We start from the raw sequence: 15,833 nt of genomic DNA, 5'->3' as shown, positions 1-15,833 counted from the left end.
CCTACAGGCCTTCTGAGCGGGGTTTGCTGAACTAACTAGTTCACCGCGGTTAATTCACTACTTCACCGTGGTTAACTAACTACTTCACCACGCTGAACTTATATGGTATATGACAACAAAGCTATTTGTAAATAAAAACACACTAAAGTTAGCAAGGCCTAATAATCTAAGTTCTCAAAGAGAATGGTTGCACTTTTTATAGGCAATCGAAAGAGGCATATTCTCAAAGCCGCAAAATTTAATTAATGTTAAATATTTACTTTAAATTATTTCTTACTTCTCACATAATCAGCAATTCTAACTTTTAAGTAACTTAAGCACTTCCGTGTAATCTCTTGCACATGAACACTTCATAAAGTACATTTGCTCTCCATAAGTAACCTAATAACTCTTATAAACTAAGAGCATTGATTAATATTAAAATATAGAATATGAAGTATTTAGAAAAAAACATCGACTTAGGGCTATTGATTATCCGATTAACCGTAGGAGGATTAATGCTATTACATGGTATCTCAAAGCTAATGCATGGGGTGGGATTTATTGAACAAATAGTAACTAGTGCAGGCTTACCTCACTTTGTGGCTTACGGAGTATACGTTGGCGAGGTAGTAACACCAATTCTCATTATCGCCGGACTTTGCACCCGTGGGGCGGCAGCTATTTTTGCTTTTAATTGTTTAGTTGCAACTCTGTTAGTTCATTCAAACATGATTTTCACGCTAAGTGACCAAGGAGGATGGGCACTAGAATTACTTGGTTTATACTTCTTTGGAGCTATTGCCCTAGTCTTCACTGGCGGAGGAAAATATGCAGTAAGCAACAAGTATATATGGGATTAAAATTAGATTATTATTAAATAAAAAGAAATGAAAACAATTATTATTTTAGCTCACCCAAACATAGAGCAATCGCACATTAATAAATCATGGATAGAAGCGTTGGCAAAAAGCAACCCGGAAGTCAAAGTACATAACATATATCAGACATATCCTGATTGGAATATAGATGCCGTTGCAGAGCAAACACTTCTGGAGCAATATGACAGAATCATTCTTCAATATCCATACCAATGGTACAGCGTGACTCCATTATTAAAAAAATGGCTCGACGATGTATTTCTACAAGGTTGGTGCTACGGAGAAAACGGAAATAAACTAGCCGGAAAAGAAATCGGAGTAGCCATATCAACCGCTGGTATAGAAGGAGTCTACGCTGATGAAGTATATGGTACTATGGATCAACTATTGAAGCCCATTGAATCTACAGCTAAATTTGTCGGTGCTAAATACATTTCTTATCACACGTTTCATGGAGCTTACACTCCGGATGTAAACAATAGATTGCCAGAAAACATTGAGCAATATATCCAATTTGTTACAAAATAATTTTTTTTCAGAGAGATGCTCTAACGAAGTATCTCTCTCTGAAAATATAAAAAAACAGAGATGAAAACAGAAGATAAGTCAAAGAGCGGTTGCCCTGTGAGATCAGTATTAAATGGCATTGGAGATAAATGGTCTATACTAGTGATAGACATTCTGGGAAGTATTGGGACCATGCGTTTTAATGAGATCAGCAAATCTCTAGGAGATATATCGCAAAAAATGCTCACTGTTACTCTACGATCTCTCGAAGCAGATGGACTAATATTTCGTAATATCTATGCCGAAATCCCTCCACATGTGGAGTACGGGCTGACAAGTCTGGGAGATGATTTGCTTCCTCATATAAGTAGTTTAATTAATTGGAGCAAACAGAATATGGAAGTTATCAAAGTAAACAGAGAACTATTCAGACGTAGTCATTGTGCAAAAGCAAGAGCGTAACAAAATGTCAAAAGCTAGCGAAGAGCTACTGCAATGAGATAAAACTAAAAGTTATAAACCAACCCCATTCCCAAGTTCTCGGTACTAACTGTAGGCAGTATAACCAAACTTTTAGTTTTATCTTTTATCCCAAAAACATTATGCCAAACAGGCAACAATGCATAGCCTAACTCAGCACTCAAGATACCAATTCCCGCACCTGCAGCTACATCACTCACCCAGTGTTTTTTATTCAGTACTCTCATTGTCCCCGTAGCCAAAGCCACAGCGTATCCACCAACACCTATCCAGGGAGAACTATCTTTGTATTCTTTAAAAAGAATATGAGCTCCAACGAATGCAGTAGCAGTGTGCCCCGACGGAAACGATTTCATATTTGAACCATCCGGACGAGCAATGTGGGTAGTCGTTTTCATCTCTTGTACTGCTATCCCCATTATCAAATAAGAAGTAGCCATAACCATAGTACGGTCGCGCAAATTATGTTTGGCTTTTATTCCCATAAAATCAAGTCCATACACACACACTGCGGGAGCAAACTGCATGTAATCATCGTAAGGTATAGGTTTTGACAAATGCTCTCCTACTTCGTGATTTGTACTCAAGTCAATTTCTTTTAAAGATTTGTTCACATGTGCCACAACCCCATAAGAGATTAAGGCCGCCGGTATAATATAAGTTGAATAGGAAGAATTGACAAAGTTTTTTTGCTTGGGCTTACCAATGTTGAATGTCATCTGATCATAGGGTAATACAAACGAATTCTTGTTGAAGTCACTCAAATCGTGCACAGTAGAAATAGCATCGACGCCACTCTTCTGTTGATTGACCGAATCAGATACAGAAAAATTGAACTTATTCTTTCGCTCAACTCTAATTGTATCTTCTTGCGCAAAAACAGGACAAAACTTCAGCACAATAAAGACTAAAAACAGAAAACTATACTTATACTGCATCTTCATACAAAAAAGTTTGTTTTATCTAAGTTATCGCACATCTTTTAGTAAACTAAGTAAGAGAGCTTACTTATTCAAGCAAAAATAGAGCCTAATTTAGCAGAAACTTTGAATTTTCAACTTTACTGCAATCTTTTCTCACCCATAAAAACAATAACAAGAAAAATTTGTATATTTGAGCATCAATTCGCTTGCCAAAACACAAACGAATAAAACAAAAATGATCATGAAAATATTAATCATAGAGGATGAACACGAGTTATCAGGAAATATAGTAACTTATCTATCCTCCGACAACTACTTGTGTGAGCAGGCTTTTAATTTTCAAGATGCAATGGAAAAGATTTCGTTGTATTCATACGACTGCATCTTGCTAGATTTAAACTTACCCGGTGGAGATGGTCTAAAAATACTCGATGAGACAAAAAAGAAAAAGATAGAAAGCGGTATCATCATCATTTCAGCACGAGACTCGCTGAATGACAAAATAAAAGGAATGAAAACTGGTGCAGATGACTATTTATCAAAGCCTTTCTCTTTACCTGAGTTAAGTGTGCGTATCTATGCGTTAATGCGTAGACAGCATTTTTCACACAGCAATATACTAAAATCGAATAATCTAGAGGTTGACATGCTAGCCAAAACCGTTAAGGTCAATAATGCTTCTGTAGTATTGACAAAAACGGAATATGATTTACTCCTATTCCTCATTGGAAATAAAAACAAAGTGATATCAAAAAATGCCATTGCTGAACATCTATCGGGAGACATGGCCGACATGCTGGATAGTCATAATTTTGTATATGCACATATCAAAAATCTAAAATCTAAAATAAAAGAGGCCGGCTGTAACAATTGCATCAGAACAATATATGGAACAGGTTATCAATGGATAGAATGAGAAGTTTACTAAATAAAAGTAGAGTCCAGTTTTTGAGTTACACGATCATCATTATATTGTGTAGCTCGCCCCTCTTTTTTTTCATCATGAAGTATTGTTATACTGAAGACCTGGACGAATTAATAGAATATCGAGCTAACTACTTTACAAAGCAACAATTACCATTGTTAAATTCCGCTAAGATAAATGAGTGGAACCTATATAACGAAGACATGCAAATATTATCCTTTGCATCGTCTTATCCATTGAATGATGTGGTGCAAAGAGCCTTCTACAATTATGCCGAGGGGCATGAAGTAGATTATCGAATCTACTATACTCAAATAAAGATCGGCAATAAGCCATATGTACTGATGTCTCGCATCGCAATGATAGAGACTATACATCTGATCAAAACGTTAGCTTTTCAATATGGGGTACTGGCTCTGATATTAACAATTGCATTGCTCATTATTCAGCGAGTTATATCAAAAAAATTGTGGAGCCCTTTTTATGACAGCCTCAATAAAATAGAGGGATTCAATCTGGAAGCAGGCATTACTCCACAGTTCGTTGAAACAGATACCTTGGAATTTGCCCGATTGAATGAAAATTTGAGCAGACTTATTGAGAGTGATCTTAACGCCTACGCGCAACAAAAAGATTTTGTAGAAAATGCGTCGCACGAATTGCAAACTCCTTTGGCTGTATTTCAATCTCAACTGGACTTATTACTACAAAAGCCCAATCTAACAAAGACACAGGTAGATATTATTCAATCACTTTATTCCGTTTCTTCCAGACTGACAAGATTAAATAAAAATCTACTATTATTGGCTAAATTAGATAACTCACAATTCAAAGAGAAACAACAAATAGAATTTACAGAGACATTGGATACGCAACTATTTTATTTAAAGAATCTAGCCGAAAATGATGGAATAAACGTTTCGGTAGAAATTAATAATACCATTACAGTTACAGCAAATAAAACTTTATTAGAGAGTCTGATAAGCAACCTAATAGCGAATGCAATACGACACAACATCAACCATGGATCCATTTCTATTTCAGTGACTGACAATGCATTTATAGTAAGCAATACCGGAGAATCGAATGCTCTCGACAAAGAAAAAATATTCAGACGATTCAGTCGCACCTCTGAAAAGAAAAAAGGAAATGGCTTAGGCTTATCTATTGTACAGCAAATATGTAGACTGCATGGGTGGGGAATAGAATATACTTATCAGAATCAGCAACATGTATTCATCGTGAATTTTCAAACATTCCACACCTAACAATCGATAAGAACCAATCATTAATTACGCTTCAAGAATAATCGATTTGTAATACTCGATGGAAGTTCTTGTTCATAATGGGTAACCATGATTAAGGTCTTATCTTGCCGTTGGCAGAAAGCTTCGATGATTTTCTTTACCAGTTGACGATTATATGTATCCAATCCATGAAGTGGTTCATCCAGAATAAGAAGTTCCGGATCTTTCACAAAAGCACGAGCCAACAAAGCCAAACGCTGTTCACCGGAAGATAGTTGTAAAAAAGGCTTATCCTTGAGATCAGCAATGCCAAATAGATCCATCCAGCAATTACAAATATCCATTTGTTCAGGTTTCGGACGCTTATAAAGTCCAATAGAATCGTGCAATCCTGAAGCCACAATCTCAATGGTAGGAAGGTTTTTCAAATAGGCGCGATGCATCTCTGGAGACACATAGCCAATATGTTTCTTAATCTCCCAAATGCTTTCGCCTGTACCACGTTTACGCCCAAAGAGACTTACGTCACAAGCATACGATTGTGGATTATCTGCACAGATTAAACTTAGTAAAGTGGACTTACCCGAGCCATTTTCGCCATTAATGGCCCATTTTTCTCCACGACATACCGTCCAATCAAGTTCCTTCAAGATGGTACGTTCTCCATAACGAATGCTTACTTGATTGAGTTTTACTACTTCCCGATCATCATAGTTAGTACTACCATAAGGCAAGTTGATGATGCGCTGCCGCACCTGTTCCATCCCTGTTGACACTTCCTGAGAAGGAAGATTTTGCAAATATTCCTCTCTCGTAAGTTTGTCACCCACTTCCAGATTGCTAACAGGCAATACATGTGTAATAAACGAAGGAACATCATCAAGCATCGAGAGCACAAGCACGATTTGCAAATCGGATCTCTGCGTAAGGTGCTGCAACAGCCCCTGTAACAAATCACGCGTAGAAGCATCAAGACCGATAAAAGGATTATCCATTATCAAAACACGAGGTGCCGTGAGAAGTGTTTTCGTCAATTGAAATTTGCGTAACTCACCACTTGACAGTAGAATGATCTTTTTATCAAGCATTGGTTCTATGCGGAAAAGTTCAAACAACTCTTGTTTGAGCACTTCGTCTTTTATTTCACCAAGCATATCACTAACCGCAGGTGCATCCTCCTGATCGTGTGCATTCCAGCGTTGCTGATAATAGTAATTGGCATCTGCTGCACCATACGTATCACGAAAAGCAATATACTTCACATTGTCATACACCATATTATTATTGGAAGGAGAAAAATCGTATGCCAATTTACCTTCTTTCAGCGGATATTTGCCCAAAAGTGTATCAATCAGCAAACTTTTTCCAGAACCATTGGGGCCGATAACAGCCAGATGTTCTCCGGCAACAAGTGCCATATTGATAGGTGAAACTAAACGAACAAGCGGGTTGCGCGCCACGCCTCCCATTATTTGAATAACATTTTGTGCCATGAATTCATCTTTAGATCTGCAAAAATAGATAAATCTATAATGATAATCTAAGAAACATAGAAGCAAATTCATACCTTTGTGATCAAAGTAAAAGAAATAAGGCCATGAAGTACAAATTATTAGTTCTTGATGTAGATGGTACACTACTCAATAATAAAAAAGAGATTAGTACCCGTACCTTAGCTACGCTATTGAAAGTACAACAAATGGGTGTACGCATTGTATTGGCTTCCGGAAGACCTACTTTTGGGTTGATGCCATTGGCGAAAAAACTGGAATTGGATAAGTGTGGTGGTTTTATTCTTTCCTATAATGGTGGACAGATAATCAACGTACAGACCGGAGAATTATTGTTTGAAAAACGAATTAATCCGGAAATGTTACCATATCTGGAAAAAAAAGCAAAGAAGAACAACTTTACTATCTTTACTTATCACCAAGATACAATCATTACCAACGAACCGGAGAATGAATATGTCCGCCAAGAAGCGCTCCTAAATAATATGAAAATAATACCGGTGACCGATTTTTCCATTGAAATAGACTTTTTTCCATGCAAATGCATGCTGGTCAGCAATGACGAAAAAGCTCTTATTAGCTTGGAAGAACACTGGCGGAAGAGGTTGAATGGTGTGTTGGACGTATTTCGTTCAGAGCCCTATTTCCTTGAAGTAGTTCCCCGATTTATTGATAAAGCAAATACATTGGGCGTTCTATTGGAAAAACTAAAAATTAAGTCGAAAGAAGTGATTGCCATTGGAGATGGAGTTTGCGATTTTTCGATGATACAACTTGCCGGGTTAGGCATCGCCATGGGCAATGCGCAAGATTCAGTGAAAGCTTGTGCCGATATCGTTACCACATCTAATGAAGAAGATGGAGTATCTATTGCCGTAGAAAATGCGATACTTGCCGATATCCACCCTTCTGAAATACCTTTAGAAGAACTAAATGCTCTGGCAAATCATGCTCTGATGGGAAATTTGGGGATTCAATATACCTATGCTTCTGAAGATCGGATAGAAGCCACAATGCCTGTAGACGAGCGTACCCGCCAGCCGTTTGGTATTTTGCATGGTGGAGCCACGTTGGCTTTAGCTGAAACAGTAGCCGGATTAGGATCAATGATTATTTGTCAACCTGATGAAATGGTTGTAGGTATGCAGGTCAGTGGTAACCATATATCATCAGCGCACGAAGGAGACACAGTACGGGCGATAGGAACAATTGTACACAAAGGTCGTTCATCTCACGTATGGAATGTAGATGTAGTTACTTCTACCGATAAACTGGTATCGTCTGTGCGCGTAGTTAATAGTATATTAAAAAAGAGATGACTCTAGAAGAAAAAAATAGATATAAAAGAATAGATACACTCATTAGTCGAGGACAAAGTTTTGCTCTTTATCGTGCTCCAGGAGAAGAAAGTCCTCACTTCCTCACACAAACTTCGGGCTCTGTTCGCCTAGTTTATGACATAGAAGAACTAAATGAATTGCAAGGATTTGTCATAGCTCCATTTCGAGTAAGTAAAGATTCTCCTATTGTACTAATTCAACCCGATTGTTTTGAAATAGATGAATGGGAAAATGCGGATACGGATAATAAGATACCCGAAAAAGCTGCAACTTTCAGAAAGAATCAAGATCAGCGGTTAGAGGATTATACCAAGCGATTCAAGCTCTTCTCAAAAGCATTACGCGAAAAAGAATTTGATAAATTAGTGCTTTCACGTAGCTTTGCGTTAGACAAGACGAGTGATTTTTCTCCATTTGAAGCTTTTTACGGGGCTAGTAAACGCTATATCTATTCATATGTGTATCTTTGCTATACGCCGCAGACAGGTGTTTGGTTAGGTAGTACTCCCGAAATTATCTTGTCCGGTGAACAAGCAGAATGGAATACAACAGCATTAGCCGGTACACAATCGCTTCAACAAGGGGAACTTCCTATTAACTGGGATGAAAAGAATAAGGAAGAACAGGCACTGGTAACAGCATATATTCGTCAGCAGTTGCTTTCGAGGGGTATTCATTCGGAAGAGAAAGGCCCCTATGCAGTACGTGCAGGAGAATTATCTCATTTGAAAACTGATTTTCATTTTCATTTATCCGGAACTAATAATCTGGGAAGTATGCTCAAGTTATTGCACCCCACTCCAGCTGTATGCGGGTTGCCTAAAGAAAAAGCCTATCAGTTTATTCTAGAAAACGAGGGATACAATAGAAGTTATTATTCAGGCTTTATCGGTCTGTTAAATCCTGCAGGAAAAACGAACTTGTATGTGAACCTACGCTGCATGAATATTGAGCATGATACGTTGACATTATATGCAGGCGGCGGTTTACTTGCCTCCTCAGAGTTAGAAGATGAATGGAATGAGACTGAGAATAAATTGCGAACAATGTTAGCAATAACGAATAACTAAAAAACACTATACATGTATTCTGACAAGAAAAATATACTTCAATTAGTAGCATTACTTCATGAACACAATGTTACTAAAGTCGTTTTGTGTCCAGGTAGCCGCAATTCTCCCATCGTTCATACGTTGAGCAGTCATCCTTCATTCACCTGTTATTCTATAACAGATGAACGAAGTGCTGGTTTTTTCGCACTTGGACTAGCTCTGCATGGTGGGCAACCAGCCGCTGTTTGCTGTACATCCGGCACAGCACTACTAAACATTCACCCTGCTGTAGCCGAAGCTTTTTATCAAAACGTTCCCTTGATTGTTATTTCAGCCGACCGCCCAACTGCATGGATAGGACAAATGGATGGTCAGACACTACCTCAACCGGGCGTGTTCAATACACTTGTTAAGAAGTCAGTTAATCTGCCTGAGATTCACACGGATGAAGATGAATGGTACTGTAATCGTTTGATTAATGAAGCTTTATTAGAACTAAATCATCATGGAAAAGGACCGGTGCATATAAATGTTCCTATTTCTGAGCCCTTCTTTCAGTTCAATACAGAGGAACTACCCAAAGTACGAGTAATGACTCGCTATCAAGGCTTAAATATATATGACCGCAACTATAACGAACTAATTGATCGACTGAATAAATATAATAAACGGATGGTTATAGTAGGGCAGATGAACTTAATATATCTGTTTGAAAAGAAATACTCCAAATTATTATATAAACATTTTACATGGCTCACTGAGCATATAGGAAACCAAACCATACCAGGACTTCCAGTGAAGAACTTTGATGCCGCACTTTATGCGATGCCGGAAGAGATGGAAGAACAAATGGTACCGGAACTTCTGATTACATATGGTGGCCATGTAGTATCCAAACGGTTAAAGAAGTTCCTTCGTCAACATCCGCCCAAAGAACATTGGCATGTCTCTCCGGATGGAGAAGTGATCGATTTATATGGCTCACTGACTACCATCATTGAAATGGATCCATTTGAATTTCTGGAGAAAATAGCCTCTTTACTGGATACTAAAACTCCTGAATATCCGCGAGTATGGGAGAATTATTGCAAAACATTGCCTGTTCCGGAATTACCTTATTCAGAAATGTCGGCTATTGGTAGCTTGATACAATCGCTACCGGTAAAGTGTGCTTTACACTTGGCTAATAGCTCTACTGTGCGCTATGCTCAATTATTTAATTTACCTTCCACAGTAGAAGTATGCTGCAATCGTGGAACAAGTGGCATCGAAGGTTCGTTGTCAACCGCCATCGGCTATGCTGCCGCTTCAGATAAACTAAATTTTGTGGCAATAGGTGATCTTAGTTTCTTCTACGATATGAATGCACTTTGGAATGGACATTTCGGTTGCAACCTACGCATTTTGTTACTAAACAATGGAGGAGGAGAAATCTTCCAGACTTTACCCGGATTGGATATGCCCAATAACTCACATCGTTTTGTCATGGCAACACACAAAACATCGGCTCGCGGTTGGGCAGAAGAACGTGGCTTCCTATACCAGAGAGTAGAAGATGAAGGACAGTTAGCAGAAGCTATGAAGTTATTTACTCAACCGGAATTCTTGGCGCAACCAGTATTAATGGAGGTTTTCACTAATAAAGAAGAAGATGCTCGCCTGCTAGAAGATTATTATCACCAATTAAAACAACAATAATATGAGTACACAAAGAGAATGGACTACCATTAAAGAATACGAAGATATTCTTTTCGATTATTATAACGGCATCGCCCGTATCACTATTAACAGGGAACGTTATCGTAATGCCTTTACTCCGACAACCACGGGAGAAATGAGCGATGCGATGCGTATCTGTCGGGAAGAACAAGATATAAGTGTAATCGTTTTTACCGGAGCAGGAGATAAAGCTTTTTGTTCGGGTGGAGATCAAAACGTAAAGGGACGCGGTGGATATATCGGCAAAGATGGTATACCTCGTTTAAGCGTGCTGGACGTTCAGAAGCAAATCCGCTCCATTCCTAAACCGGTAATTGCTGCAGTAAACGGTTATGCCATCGGCGGAGGACACGTACTTCATGTGGTATGCGATTTATCCATTGCTTCGGACAATGCAATCTTCGGACAAACAGGACCGCGTGTAGGTAGTTTTGATGCCGGATTTGGCTCTTCGTATCTGGCTCGTGTGGTTGGACAAAAGAAAGCGCGAGAGATCTGGTTTCTTTGTAGGAAATACAATGCACAAGAGGCTCTGGATATGGGGTTGATAAACAAAGTAGTGCCATTGGAACAATTGGAAGACGAGTATGTACAATGGGCAGAAGAGATGATGCTACTGAGTCCGCTGGCCCTGCGCATGATTAAAGCCGGACTGAATGCCGAACTTGATGGACAAGCCGGAATACAAGAGTTGGCAGGAGATGCTACCATGCTTTATTACATGACCGATGAGGCACAAGAAGGTAAAAATGCATTTCTTGAAAAACGTAAGCCTAACTTCAAGCAATATCAAAAACTGCCTTAATTTGAAGTTTATTAAATAAGAACCGCTCAAAATATCAATCTCATTCAAAGCCTATAATCTCTTTGAATGAGATTACACAGCAATCACAATCAAGCAATAATGTATACAATAAAGATTGTCCCTAGAGTATTGGATTTCAAACAGCCGGCAGGAACCTCACGGGGTATTTATAAAAGTCGTAAAGTCTGGTACATTCACCTTTCGTCTAGCGAACATCCGAGACGAATAGGAATTGGTGAGTGTGCTCCATTACCAAATCTGAGTTGTGACGATCTACCCAATTACGAGGAAATCCTTGCCCAGACTTGCTATCAGTTAGAGAAAGATGGCATTTTCGACAAAGACTCTTTACGCAATTATCCATCTATTCTTTTTGGTTTGGAAACTGCATTACGGCATTATGAAGCAGGCAACTGGGCGTTATGGGATACACCTTTTTCTCGTGGAGAAGTCGGTATTCCGATTAACGGGCTCATTTGGATGGGAGATTTCAATAAAATGTTTAGCCAAATAGAACAAAAAATGCAGTCAGGTTTCCGTTGCATCAAACTGAAAATAGGAGCAATCAATTTTGAAGAAGAATTGAGCTTAATCCGCCACATCCGTTCACACTTCTCGGCTAAAGAGATAGAACTTCGTGTAGATGCCAATGGCGCTTTCTCTCCTTCAGATGCTTTGGAAAAGCTCAAACGTCTGTCCGAACTTGATTTACATTCCATCGAACAACCTATCCGTGCCGGACAGTGGGAAGAAATGGCAAAACTTACTGCCGTTACACCTCTACCCATCGCTCTTGACGAAGAGCTGATTGGCTGCAATACCATTATTGATAAACAAGAGCTATTGACCGCCATCCGACCTCAATACATCATATTGAAACCTTCTCTGCACGGAGGAATCTGTGGTAGTGAAGAGTGGATAAGAGAAGCTGAACAGCTTAACATTGGCTGGTGGGCTACCTCAGCACTCGAATCGAACATCGGACTGAATGCCATTGCACAATGGTGTGCTACACTCAACAATCCCCTTCCGCAAGGCTTAGGCACCGGTATGCTATTTACAAACAATGTGGAAATGCCTCTTGATATTCGAAAAGACTGTTTATGGTTTCGTCCTTAGGACTACTTTGCTAAAGAATTAAGTAAGTAAAACAACAATAAATTAAGGAGTAAAGAACTCTATTATAAGACAATATGTTATCGTGATAACAATATACGTGATGGAACATTACCATCTATCGTTATTCATCCCAAAACCCAGATGAAGAAACAATGAACTTAAAAAGAGAAGAACAGCAGTTAACTCTGGAAGGTAAAACCTATTCCATTCAAGCAATCTGCCAACTGATTGCAACAGCATCCGAGGCCCCCTCTCCTTTTGTTCAGGAGCTTTATTTATTTTTGGAAGATTGGTTCAACCCATCACCTTATATAACCGTTCAAACTTCCGGTTCTACGGGAACGCCTAAGCAACTCACTGTACTTAAAAAACAGATGATACAAAGTGCTCGTCTCACTTGTGATTTTTTGCATCTGAAACCCGGAGACGCCGCCCTGTTATGTATGCCTTTGCAATACATTGCCGGCAAAATGATGGTTGTGCGTGCATTGGTTGCCGGGTTGAATCTCATTGTTCGAACTCCCTCCGGCCATCCGCTGGCAGATATCCACTTTCCTCTAAAATTTGCTGCTATGGTTCCCTTGCAAGTATACAATTCGCTTCAAATACTTGAAGAAAAAGAATGTCTTAGTCAAATTGAACTTCTTATTATTGGAGGTGGTGCTATTGATGCAGCTTTGGAAAGAGAAATTAGCCAACTTCCCAATATCGTTTATTCCACTTATGGCATGACCGAAACCCTCTCACACATTGCGCTCAGAAGACTTAACGGTATTGAAGCCTCATCACATTATCAACCATTCTCTTCCGTCAAACTCTCCTTATCGCCCGATAATACCTTAGTGATAGATGCCCCTTTGGTGTGTAACAAGCAACTAGCAACAAATGATGTGGCTGAGATTTTTGGGGACGGCACATTTACCATCGTAGGAAGAAAAGATAATATCATTAATACCGGAGGAATCAAAGTACAGGCAGAAGAGGTAGAAAAAACTCTGCGTTCGGTCATCTCTGTTGCTTTTGCCATAACATCCGTTCCTGACAGACGCCTAGGAGAAGCAATCGTTCTCTTGATGGAAAACGTACCGGACTTAGAAACAATAAAAGAACAGATTGATCACCTCCTACCAAAGTATCAACGTCCTAAACATTTATATATGGTAGATTGTGTTCCTCTTACTGGCAGTGGAAAAATTGATCGAGCTGCATGCCGATTATTGGTCCAAAAACAGAATAATAAAGACTCTCTTTCCTAAAACTTTCCTTTTCTATATTCCACAGGAGTCATTCCCGTATATTTCTTAAAAAACTTGCCAAAAGAAGAAGCATCCGAAAAGTTTAGAGAGAAAGAAATCTCCTGAATCGTCAGTTCTGTCGATTTTAAAAGTGCTTTAGATTTTAAAACGACAGATTCATCAATCCATTCATTCACCGTTTTGTTCGTAAGGGCTTTTACCTTTGCTGATAAATATTTAGGAGTAAGAAAAAGCTTATCCGCATAGAATTGAGTTTTTCGTTCCGTTCCGTAATACATAAAAATCAAATTAAAAAACGTCCGCTCAAATTCACTCTCCTTACTAAGATTTTCCGGCACTGATAAGATGTATTTTTTATAAATAGAATAAAATTCATATATAGCCGATAAAAGAGCATATTGCATTACCTCTTTATGAAAGGCATAATCTTCATGTACAAACTTCTCTTGTAATACAGAATAAATTTCTAATAATGTTTTGATTTCCTCTTTTTCCATTTTAAAGCATGGAGCTTCTTTAAGGCTCATAAACACATCTGTTGAATCAAACTCCTTAATGAATTCATCAGAGAAGGTAAGGAAGTAAATAAGAAAGTCATCACTTACCTCTTCAAGGTTGCATTGCAAAATAGTACCAGGAAGCAAAACAATAATACTGTCTTCTACTACCTCATAGCTATTAAGGTTAATATTCAGTTTCCCATACCCTTTAACACATATTCCAAAAAAAATGGCGTCAATAATGGTAGGATAGTTCAGAACGATTTCAGGCAAATCTGTATCTGTATCTGACAGAACAAAATTATTTCGCAAATAATTATCATCATTCTTTTTATTTAAGATAGAGATATTTATGATTGGAAGATCTGTTTGGTTTTTCATAACAAGGATGATTTTCGGCAAAAATACACATTAAAAAAGCGTAAATCAAGCGATATAATATATAAATCCGTCCATTTAACCATTTCAGCATGAAATAGCACCATTAAAGAATACCTCACTCTTCCGTAATTTGCATCATGAAAATAATTAAAAACAAATTAAGGGTAAATCAGATGAAAATGTCAGTGAAAATAATAGCAATAACTGCATTTGCAATTATGCTAAATGGTTGTTCCGGTAAAGAGAAAGAAAAAGAGAGTATAAAAGAGGTTCCGGTAGAATCTCTAAAGATAACAAATGCTCTAATCTCTAAGAGTGAACTGTATATAGGAAACATTGTGGAGTCTCAGGCCTCTTCTCTAAGTTTTGAGGTTTCTGGAAACGTAAAGCAAGTGTTAGTATCTGAAGGAGAGAGAGTAGCAAAAGGTCAATTGCTTGCTGTTTTGCATAAAGGAAACATTAACAACAACTATTCTGATGCTACAGCTACACTCAAACAAGCACAAGATACATACAGCAGATTATCTATGTTATATAAAAATAAGAGTCTGCCCCAAGCTCAGTATATTGAAGCACAAACTCAGCTGGAAAAAGCCATGGCTGCTGAGCGTACAGCAAAAAAAGAGATAAATGACTGCAACTTATATGCTCCCTATGCAGGTATGATTGGAGAACGCTCCATCGAAGCCGGAAGTAACGTAACTGCAGGAGTTCCGGTATTCAAATTAGTTGAAATAAAAACTCTTAAAGCAAAAGTATCTATTCCCGAGAATGAAATCGGGAGAATTGAATTAGGCGATTCTGCTAAAATTGAAATAGCAGCACTTAATAATAAGATAGTGAAAGGAGTTGTCACTCAGAAGGGCATACTAGGGAATTCCTTATCGCATACGTATGAGGTCAAGATAACACTTATCAAACCTACTCAGGATGTTATACCAGGCTTATTGTGCAATATTGCTCTTTCTTCAAGGCAAGACGCTGTAGGTATTGTAATTCCTGCCAGTAGTATTCAATTATATGAAAATGACAAGCGGTATGTATGGATTATAAAGAGTGATAACAGAGTTTCACTTAGGGAGGTAACTGTCGGTTCGTTTACTGAAAACGGTGTGATCGTGCTCAGTGGATTAAAATCCGGTGATCGAATTGTGACAGAAGGATTTCAGAAAATAAGTGAAGGTTCTCTTATTGTAGAAAAATAATCA

15 protein-coding genes are annotated in these 15,833 nt (G+C 38.4%); 12 read left to right on the top strand and 3 right to left on the bottom strand.

The window, feature by feature from the left end:
- The first annotated feature begins 431 nt into the window (after positions 1 to 431).
- Genes BQ5338_RS07485 through BQ5338_RS07475 form a run of 3 tightly spaced genes read left to right on the top strand, consistent with a single transcriptional unit; the run spans position 432 to position 1,829 of the window.
- On the top strand, positions 432 to 842 hold the full coding sequence (locus BQ5338_RS07485) for a DoxX family protein (protein ID WP_071146203.1): 411 nt from the start codon (positions 432 to 434) through the stop codon (positions 840 to 842).
- A 27-nt stretch (positions 843 to 869) separates the two neighbouring features.
- Positions 870 to 1,388 carry an NAD(P)H-dependent oxidoreductase gene (locus BQ5338_RS07480; protein ID WP_071146202.1) on the top strand — a complete coding sequence of 173 codons (519 nt, stop codon included), beginning with the start codon at positions 870 to 872 and terminating at the stop codon, positions 1,386 to 1,388.
- A gap of 60 nt (positions 1,389 to 1,448) precedes the next feature.
- Entirely contained in the window at positions 1,449 to 1,829 is a 381-nt protein-coding gene (locus tag BQ5338_RS07475) for a winged helix-turn-helix transcriptional regulator (protein ID WP_071146201.1), read from the top strand.
- A gap of 44 nt (positions 1,830 to 1,873) precedes the next feature.
- On the opposite strand, the gene BQ5338_RS07470 is transcribed toward BQ5338_RS07475, so the two are convergent.
- Positions 1,874 to 2,791 carry a phosphatase PAP2 family protein gene (locus tag BQ5338_RS07470; protein ID WP_235816392.1) on the bottom strand — a complete coding sequence of 306 codons (918 nt, stop codon included), beginning with the start codon at positions 2,789 to 2,791 and terminating at the stop codon, positions 1,874 to 1,876.
- Positions 2,792 to 3,011: 220 nt separating this feature from the next.
- Between BQ5338_RS07470 and BQ5338_RS07465 the strand changes: the two genes are divergently transcribed.
- Together BQ5338_RS07465 and BQ5338_RS07460 are read left to right on the top strand one after the other, a co-directional pair.
- On the top strand, positions 3,012 to 3,686 hold the full coding sequence (locus BQ5338_RS07465) for a response regulator transcription factor (RefSeq protein WP_071146831.1): 675 nt from the start codon (positions 3,012 to 3,014) through the stop codon (positions 3,684 to 3,686).
- Positions 3,674 to 4,963 (top strand): sensor histidine kinase, encoded by a 1,290-nt coding sequence (locus BQ5338_RS07460; protein ID WP_449374820.1) that lies wholly within the window; start codon positions 3,674 to 3,676, stop codon positions 4,961 to 4,963. The genes BQ5338_RS07465 and BQ5338_RS07460 overlap by 13 nt, the downstream gene beginning before the upstream one ends.
- 20 nt (positions 4,964 to 4,983) lie before the next feature.
- Here the strand turns inward: BQ5338_RS07460 and BQ5338_RS07455 are convergent, their stop codons facing one another.
- The gene (locus BQ5338_RS07455) at positions 4,984 to 6,435 is read right to left on the bottom strand and encodes an ATP-binding cassette domain-containing protein (protein WP_071146200.1); all 1,452 of its coding nucleotides are present in this window, start codon (positions 6,433 to 6,435) and stop codon (positions 4,984 to 4,986) included.
- A 104-nt stretch (positions 6,436 to 6,539) separates the two neighbouring features.
- Here BQ5338_RS07455 and BQ5338_RS07450 point away from each other — a divergent pair, with 104 nt between their 5' ends.
- From BQ5338_RS07450 to BQ5338_RS07425, 6 genes are all read left to right on the top strand, one after another.
- A complete protein-coding gene (locus tag BQ5338_RS07450; protein ID WP_071146199.1) occupies positions 6,540 to 7,772 on the top strand; it encodes a Cof-type HAD-IIB family hydrolase in 1,233 nt (410 codons plus the stop codon).
- Positions 7,769 to 8,863 (top strand): isochorismate synthase, encoded by a 1,095-nt coding sequence (locus BQ5338_RS07445; protein ID WP_071146198.1) that lies wholly within the window; start codon positions 7,769 to 7,771, stop codon positions 8,861 to 8,863. The genes BQ5338_RS07450 and BQ5338_RS07445 overlap by 4 nt, the downstream gene beginning before the upstream one ends.
- Positions 8,864 to 8,875: 12 nt before the next feature.
- Complete coding sequence (menD, locus tag BQ5338_RS07440) at positions 8,876 to 10,543, top strand: 2-succinyl-5-enolpyruvyl-6-hydroxy-3-cyclohexene-1-carboxylic-acid synthase (protein ID WP_071146197.1); 1,668 nt, start codon at positions 8,876 to 8,878, stop codon at positions 10,541 to 10,543.
- 1 nt (position 10,544) lies between these two features.
- Complete coding sequence (gene menB, locus BQ5338_RS07435; protein ID WP_071146196.1) at positions 10,545 to 11,369, top strand: 1,4-dihydroxy-2-naphthoyl-CoA synthase; 825 nt, start codon at positions 10,545 to 10,547, stop codon at positions 11,367 to 11,369.
- A 99-nt stretch (positions 11,370 to 11,468) separates the two neighbouring features.
- The gene (locus BQ5338_RS07430) at positions 11,469 to 12,488 is read left to right on the top strand and encodes an o-succinylbenzoate synthase (RefSeq protein ID WP_071146195.1); all 1,020 of its coding nucleotides are present in this window, start codon (positions 11,469 to 11,471) and stop codon (positions 12,486 to 12,488) included.
- Between the two features lie 152 nt (positions 12,489 to 12,640).
- The gene (locus BQ5338_RS07425; protein ID WP_071146194.1) at positions 12,641 to 13,744 is read left to right on the top strand and encodes an AMP-binding protein; all 1,104 of its coding nucleotides are present in this window, start codon (positions 12,641 to 12,643) and stop codon (positions 13,742 to 13,744) included.
- Here the strand turns inward: BQ5338_RS07425 and BQ5338_RS07420 are convergent.
- Positions 13,741 to 14,625 carry a helix-turn-helix domain-containing protein gene (locus tag BQ5338_RS07420; protein ID WP_071146193.1) on the bottom strand — a complete coding sequence of 295 codons (885 nt, stop codon included), beginning with the start codon at positions 14,623 to 14,625 and terminating at the stop codon, positions 13,741 to 13,743. The two genes, BQ5338_RS07425 and BQ5338_RS07420, sit on opposite strands and share 4 nt — an antisense overlap.
- A 179-nt stretch (positions 14,626 to 14,804) precedes the next feature.
- Here BQ5338_RS07420 and BQ5338_RS07415 point away from each other — a divergent pair, with 179 nt between their 5' ends.
- On the top strand, positions 14,805 to 15,830 hold the full coding sequence (locus BQ5338_RS07415) for an efflux RND transporter periplasmic adaptor subunit (RefSeq protein ID WP_159431319.1): 1,026 nt from the start codon (positions 14,805 to 14,807) through the stop codon (positions 15,828 to 15,830).
- Positions 15,831 to 15,833: the final 3 nt, after the last annotated feature.

It is taken from the genome of Bacteroides ihuae, assembly GCF_900104585.1.
GTDB classification, from domain to species: Bacteria; Bacteroidota; Bacteroidia; order Bacteroidales; family Bacteroidaceae; genus Bacteroides; species Bacteroides ihuae.
The sequence above is the reverse complement of the archived record's forward strand: the minus strand, read 5'-3'. Positions and strand labels throughout refer to the sequence as shown.

Bases quoted from the DNA above. Each gene is read 5' to 3' on its own strand.
- BQ5338_RS07420 (WP_071146193.1), bottom strand. From the start codon at position 14,625: ATGAAAAACCAAACAGATCTTCCAATCATAAATATCTCTATCTTAAAT.
- BQ5338_RS07475 (WP_071146201.1), top strand. From the start codon at position 1,449: ATGAAAACAGAAGATAAGTCAAAGAGCGGTTGCCCTGTGAGATCAGTA.
- BQ5338_RS07460 (WP_449374820.1), top strand. From the start codon at position 3,674: ATGGATAGAATGAGAAGTTTACTAAATAAAAGTAGAGTCCAGTTTTTG.
- BQ5338_RS07430 (WP_071146195.1), top strand. From the start codon at position 11,469: ATGTATACAATAAAGATTGTCCCTAGAGTATTGGATTTCAAACAGCCG.
- BQ5338_RS07485 (WP_071146203.1), top strand. From the start codon at position 432: ATGAAGTATTTAGAAAAAAACATCGACTTAGGGCTATTGATTATCCGA.
- BQ5338_RS07415 (WP_159431319.1), top strand. From the start codon at position 14,805: ATGTCAGTGAAAATAATAGCAATAACTGCATTTGCAATTATGCTAAAT.
- BQ5338_RS07470 (WP_235816392.1), bottom strand. From the start codon at position 2,791: ATGAAGATGCAGTATAAGTATAGTTTTCTGTTTTTAGTCTTTATTGTG.
- BQ5338_RS07455 (WP_071146200.1), bottom strand. From the start codon at position 6,435: ATGGCACAAAATGTTATTCAAATAATGGGAGGCGTGGCGCGCAACCCG.
- BQ5338_RS07445 (WP_071146198.1), top strand. From the start codon at position 7,769: ATGACTCTAGAAGAAAAAAATAGATATAAAAGAATAGATACACTCATT.
- BQ5338_RS07480 (WP_071146202.1), top strand. From the start codon at position 870: ATGAAAACAATTATTATTTTAGCTCACCCAAACATAGAGCAATCGCAC.
- BQ5338_RS07450 (WP_071146199.1), top strand. From the start codon at position 6,540: ATGAAGTACAAATTATTAGTTCTTGATGTAGATGGTACACTACTCAAT.
- menB (WP_071146196.1), top strand. From the start codon at position 10,545: ATGAGTACACAAAGAGAATGGACTACCATTAAAGAATACGAAGATATT.
- BQ5338_RS07425 (WP_071146194.1), top strand. From the start codon at position 12,641: ATGAACTTAAAAAGAGAAGAACAGCAGTTAACTCTGGAAGGTAAAACC.
- menD (WP_071146197.1), top strand. From the start codon at position 8,876: ATGTATTCTGACAAGAAAAATATACTTCAATTAGTAGCATTACTTCAT.
- BQ5338_RS07465 (WP_071146831.1), top strand. From the start codon at position 3,012: ATGAAAATATTAATCATAGAGGATGAACACGAGTTATCAGGAAATATA.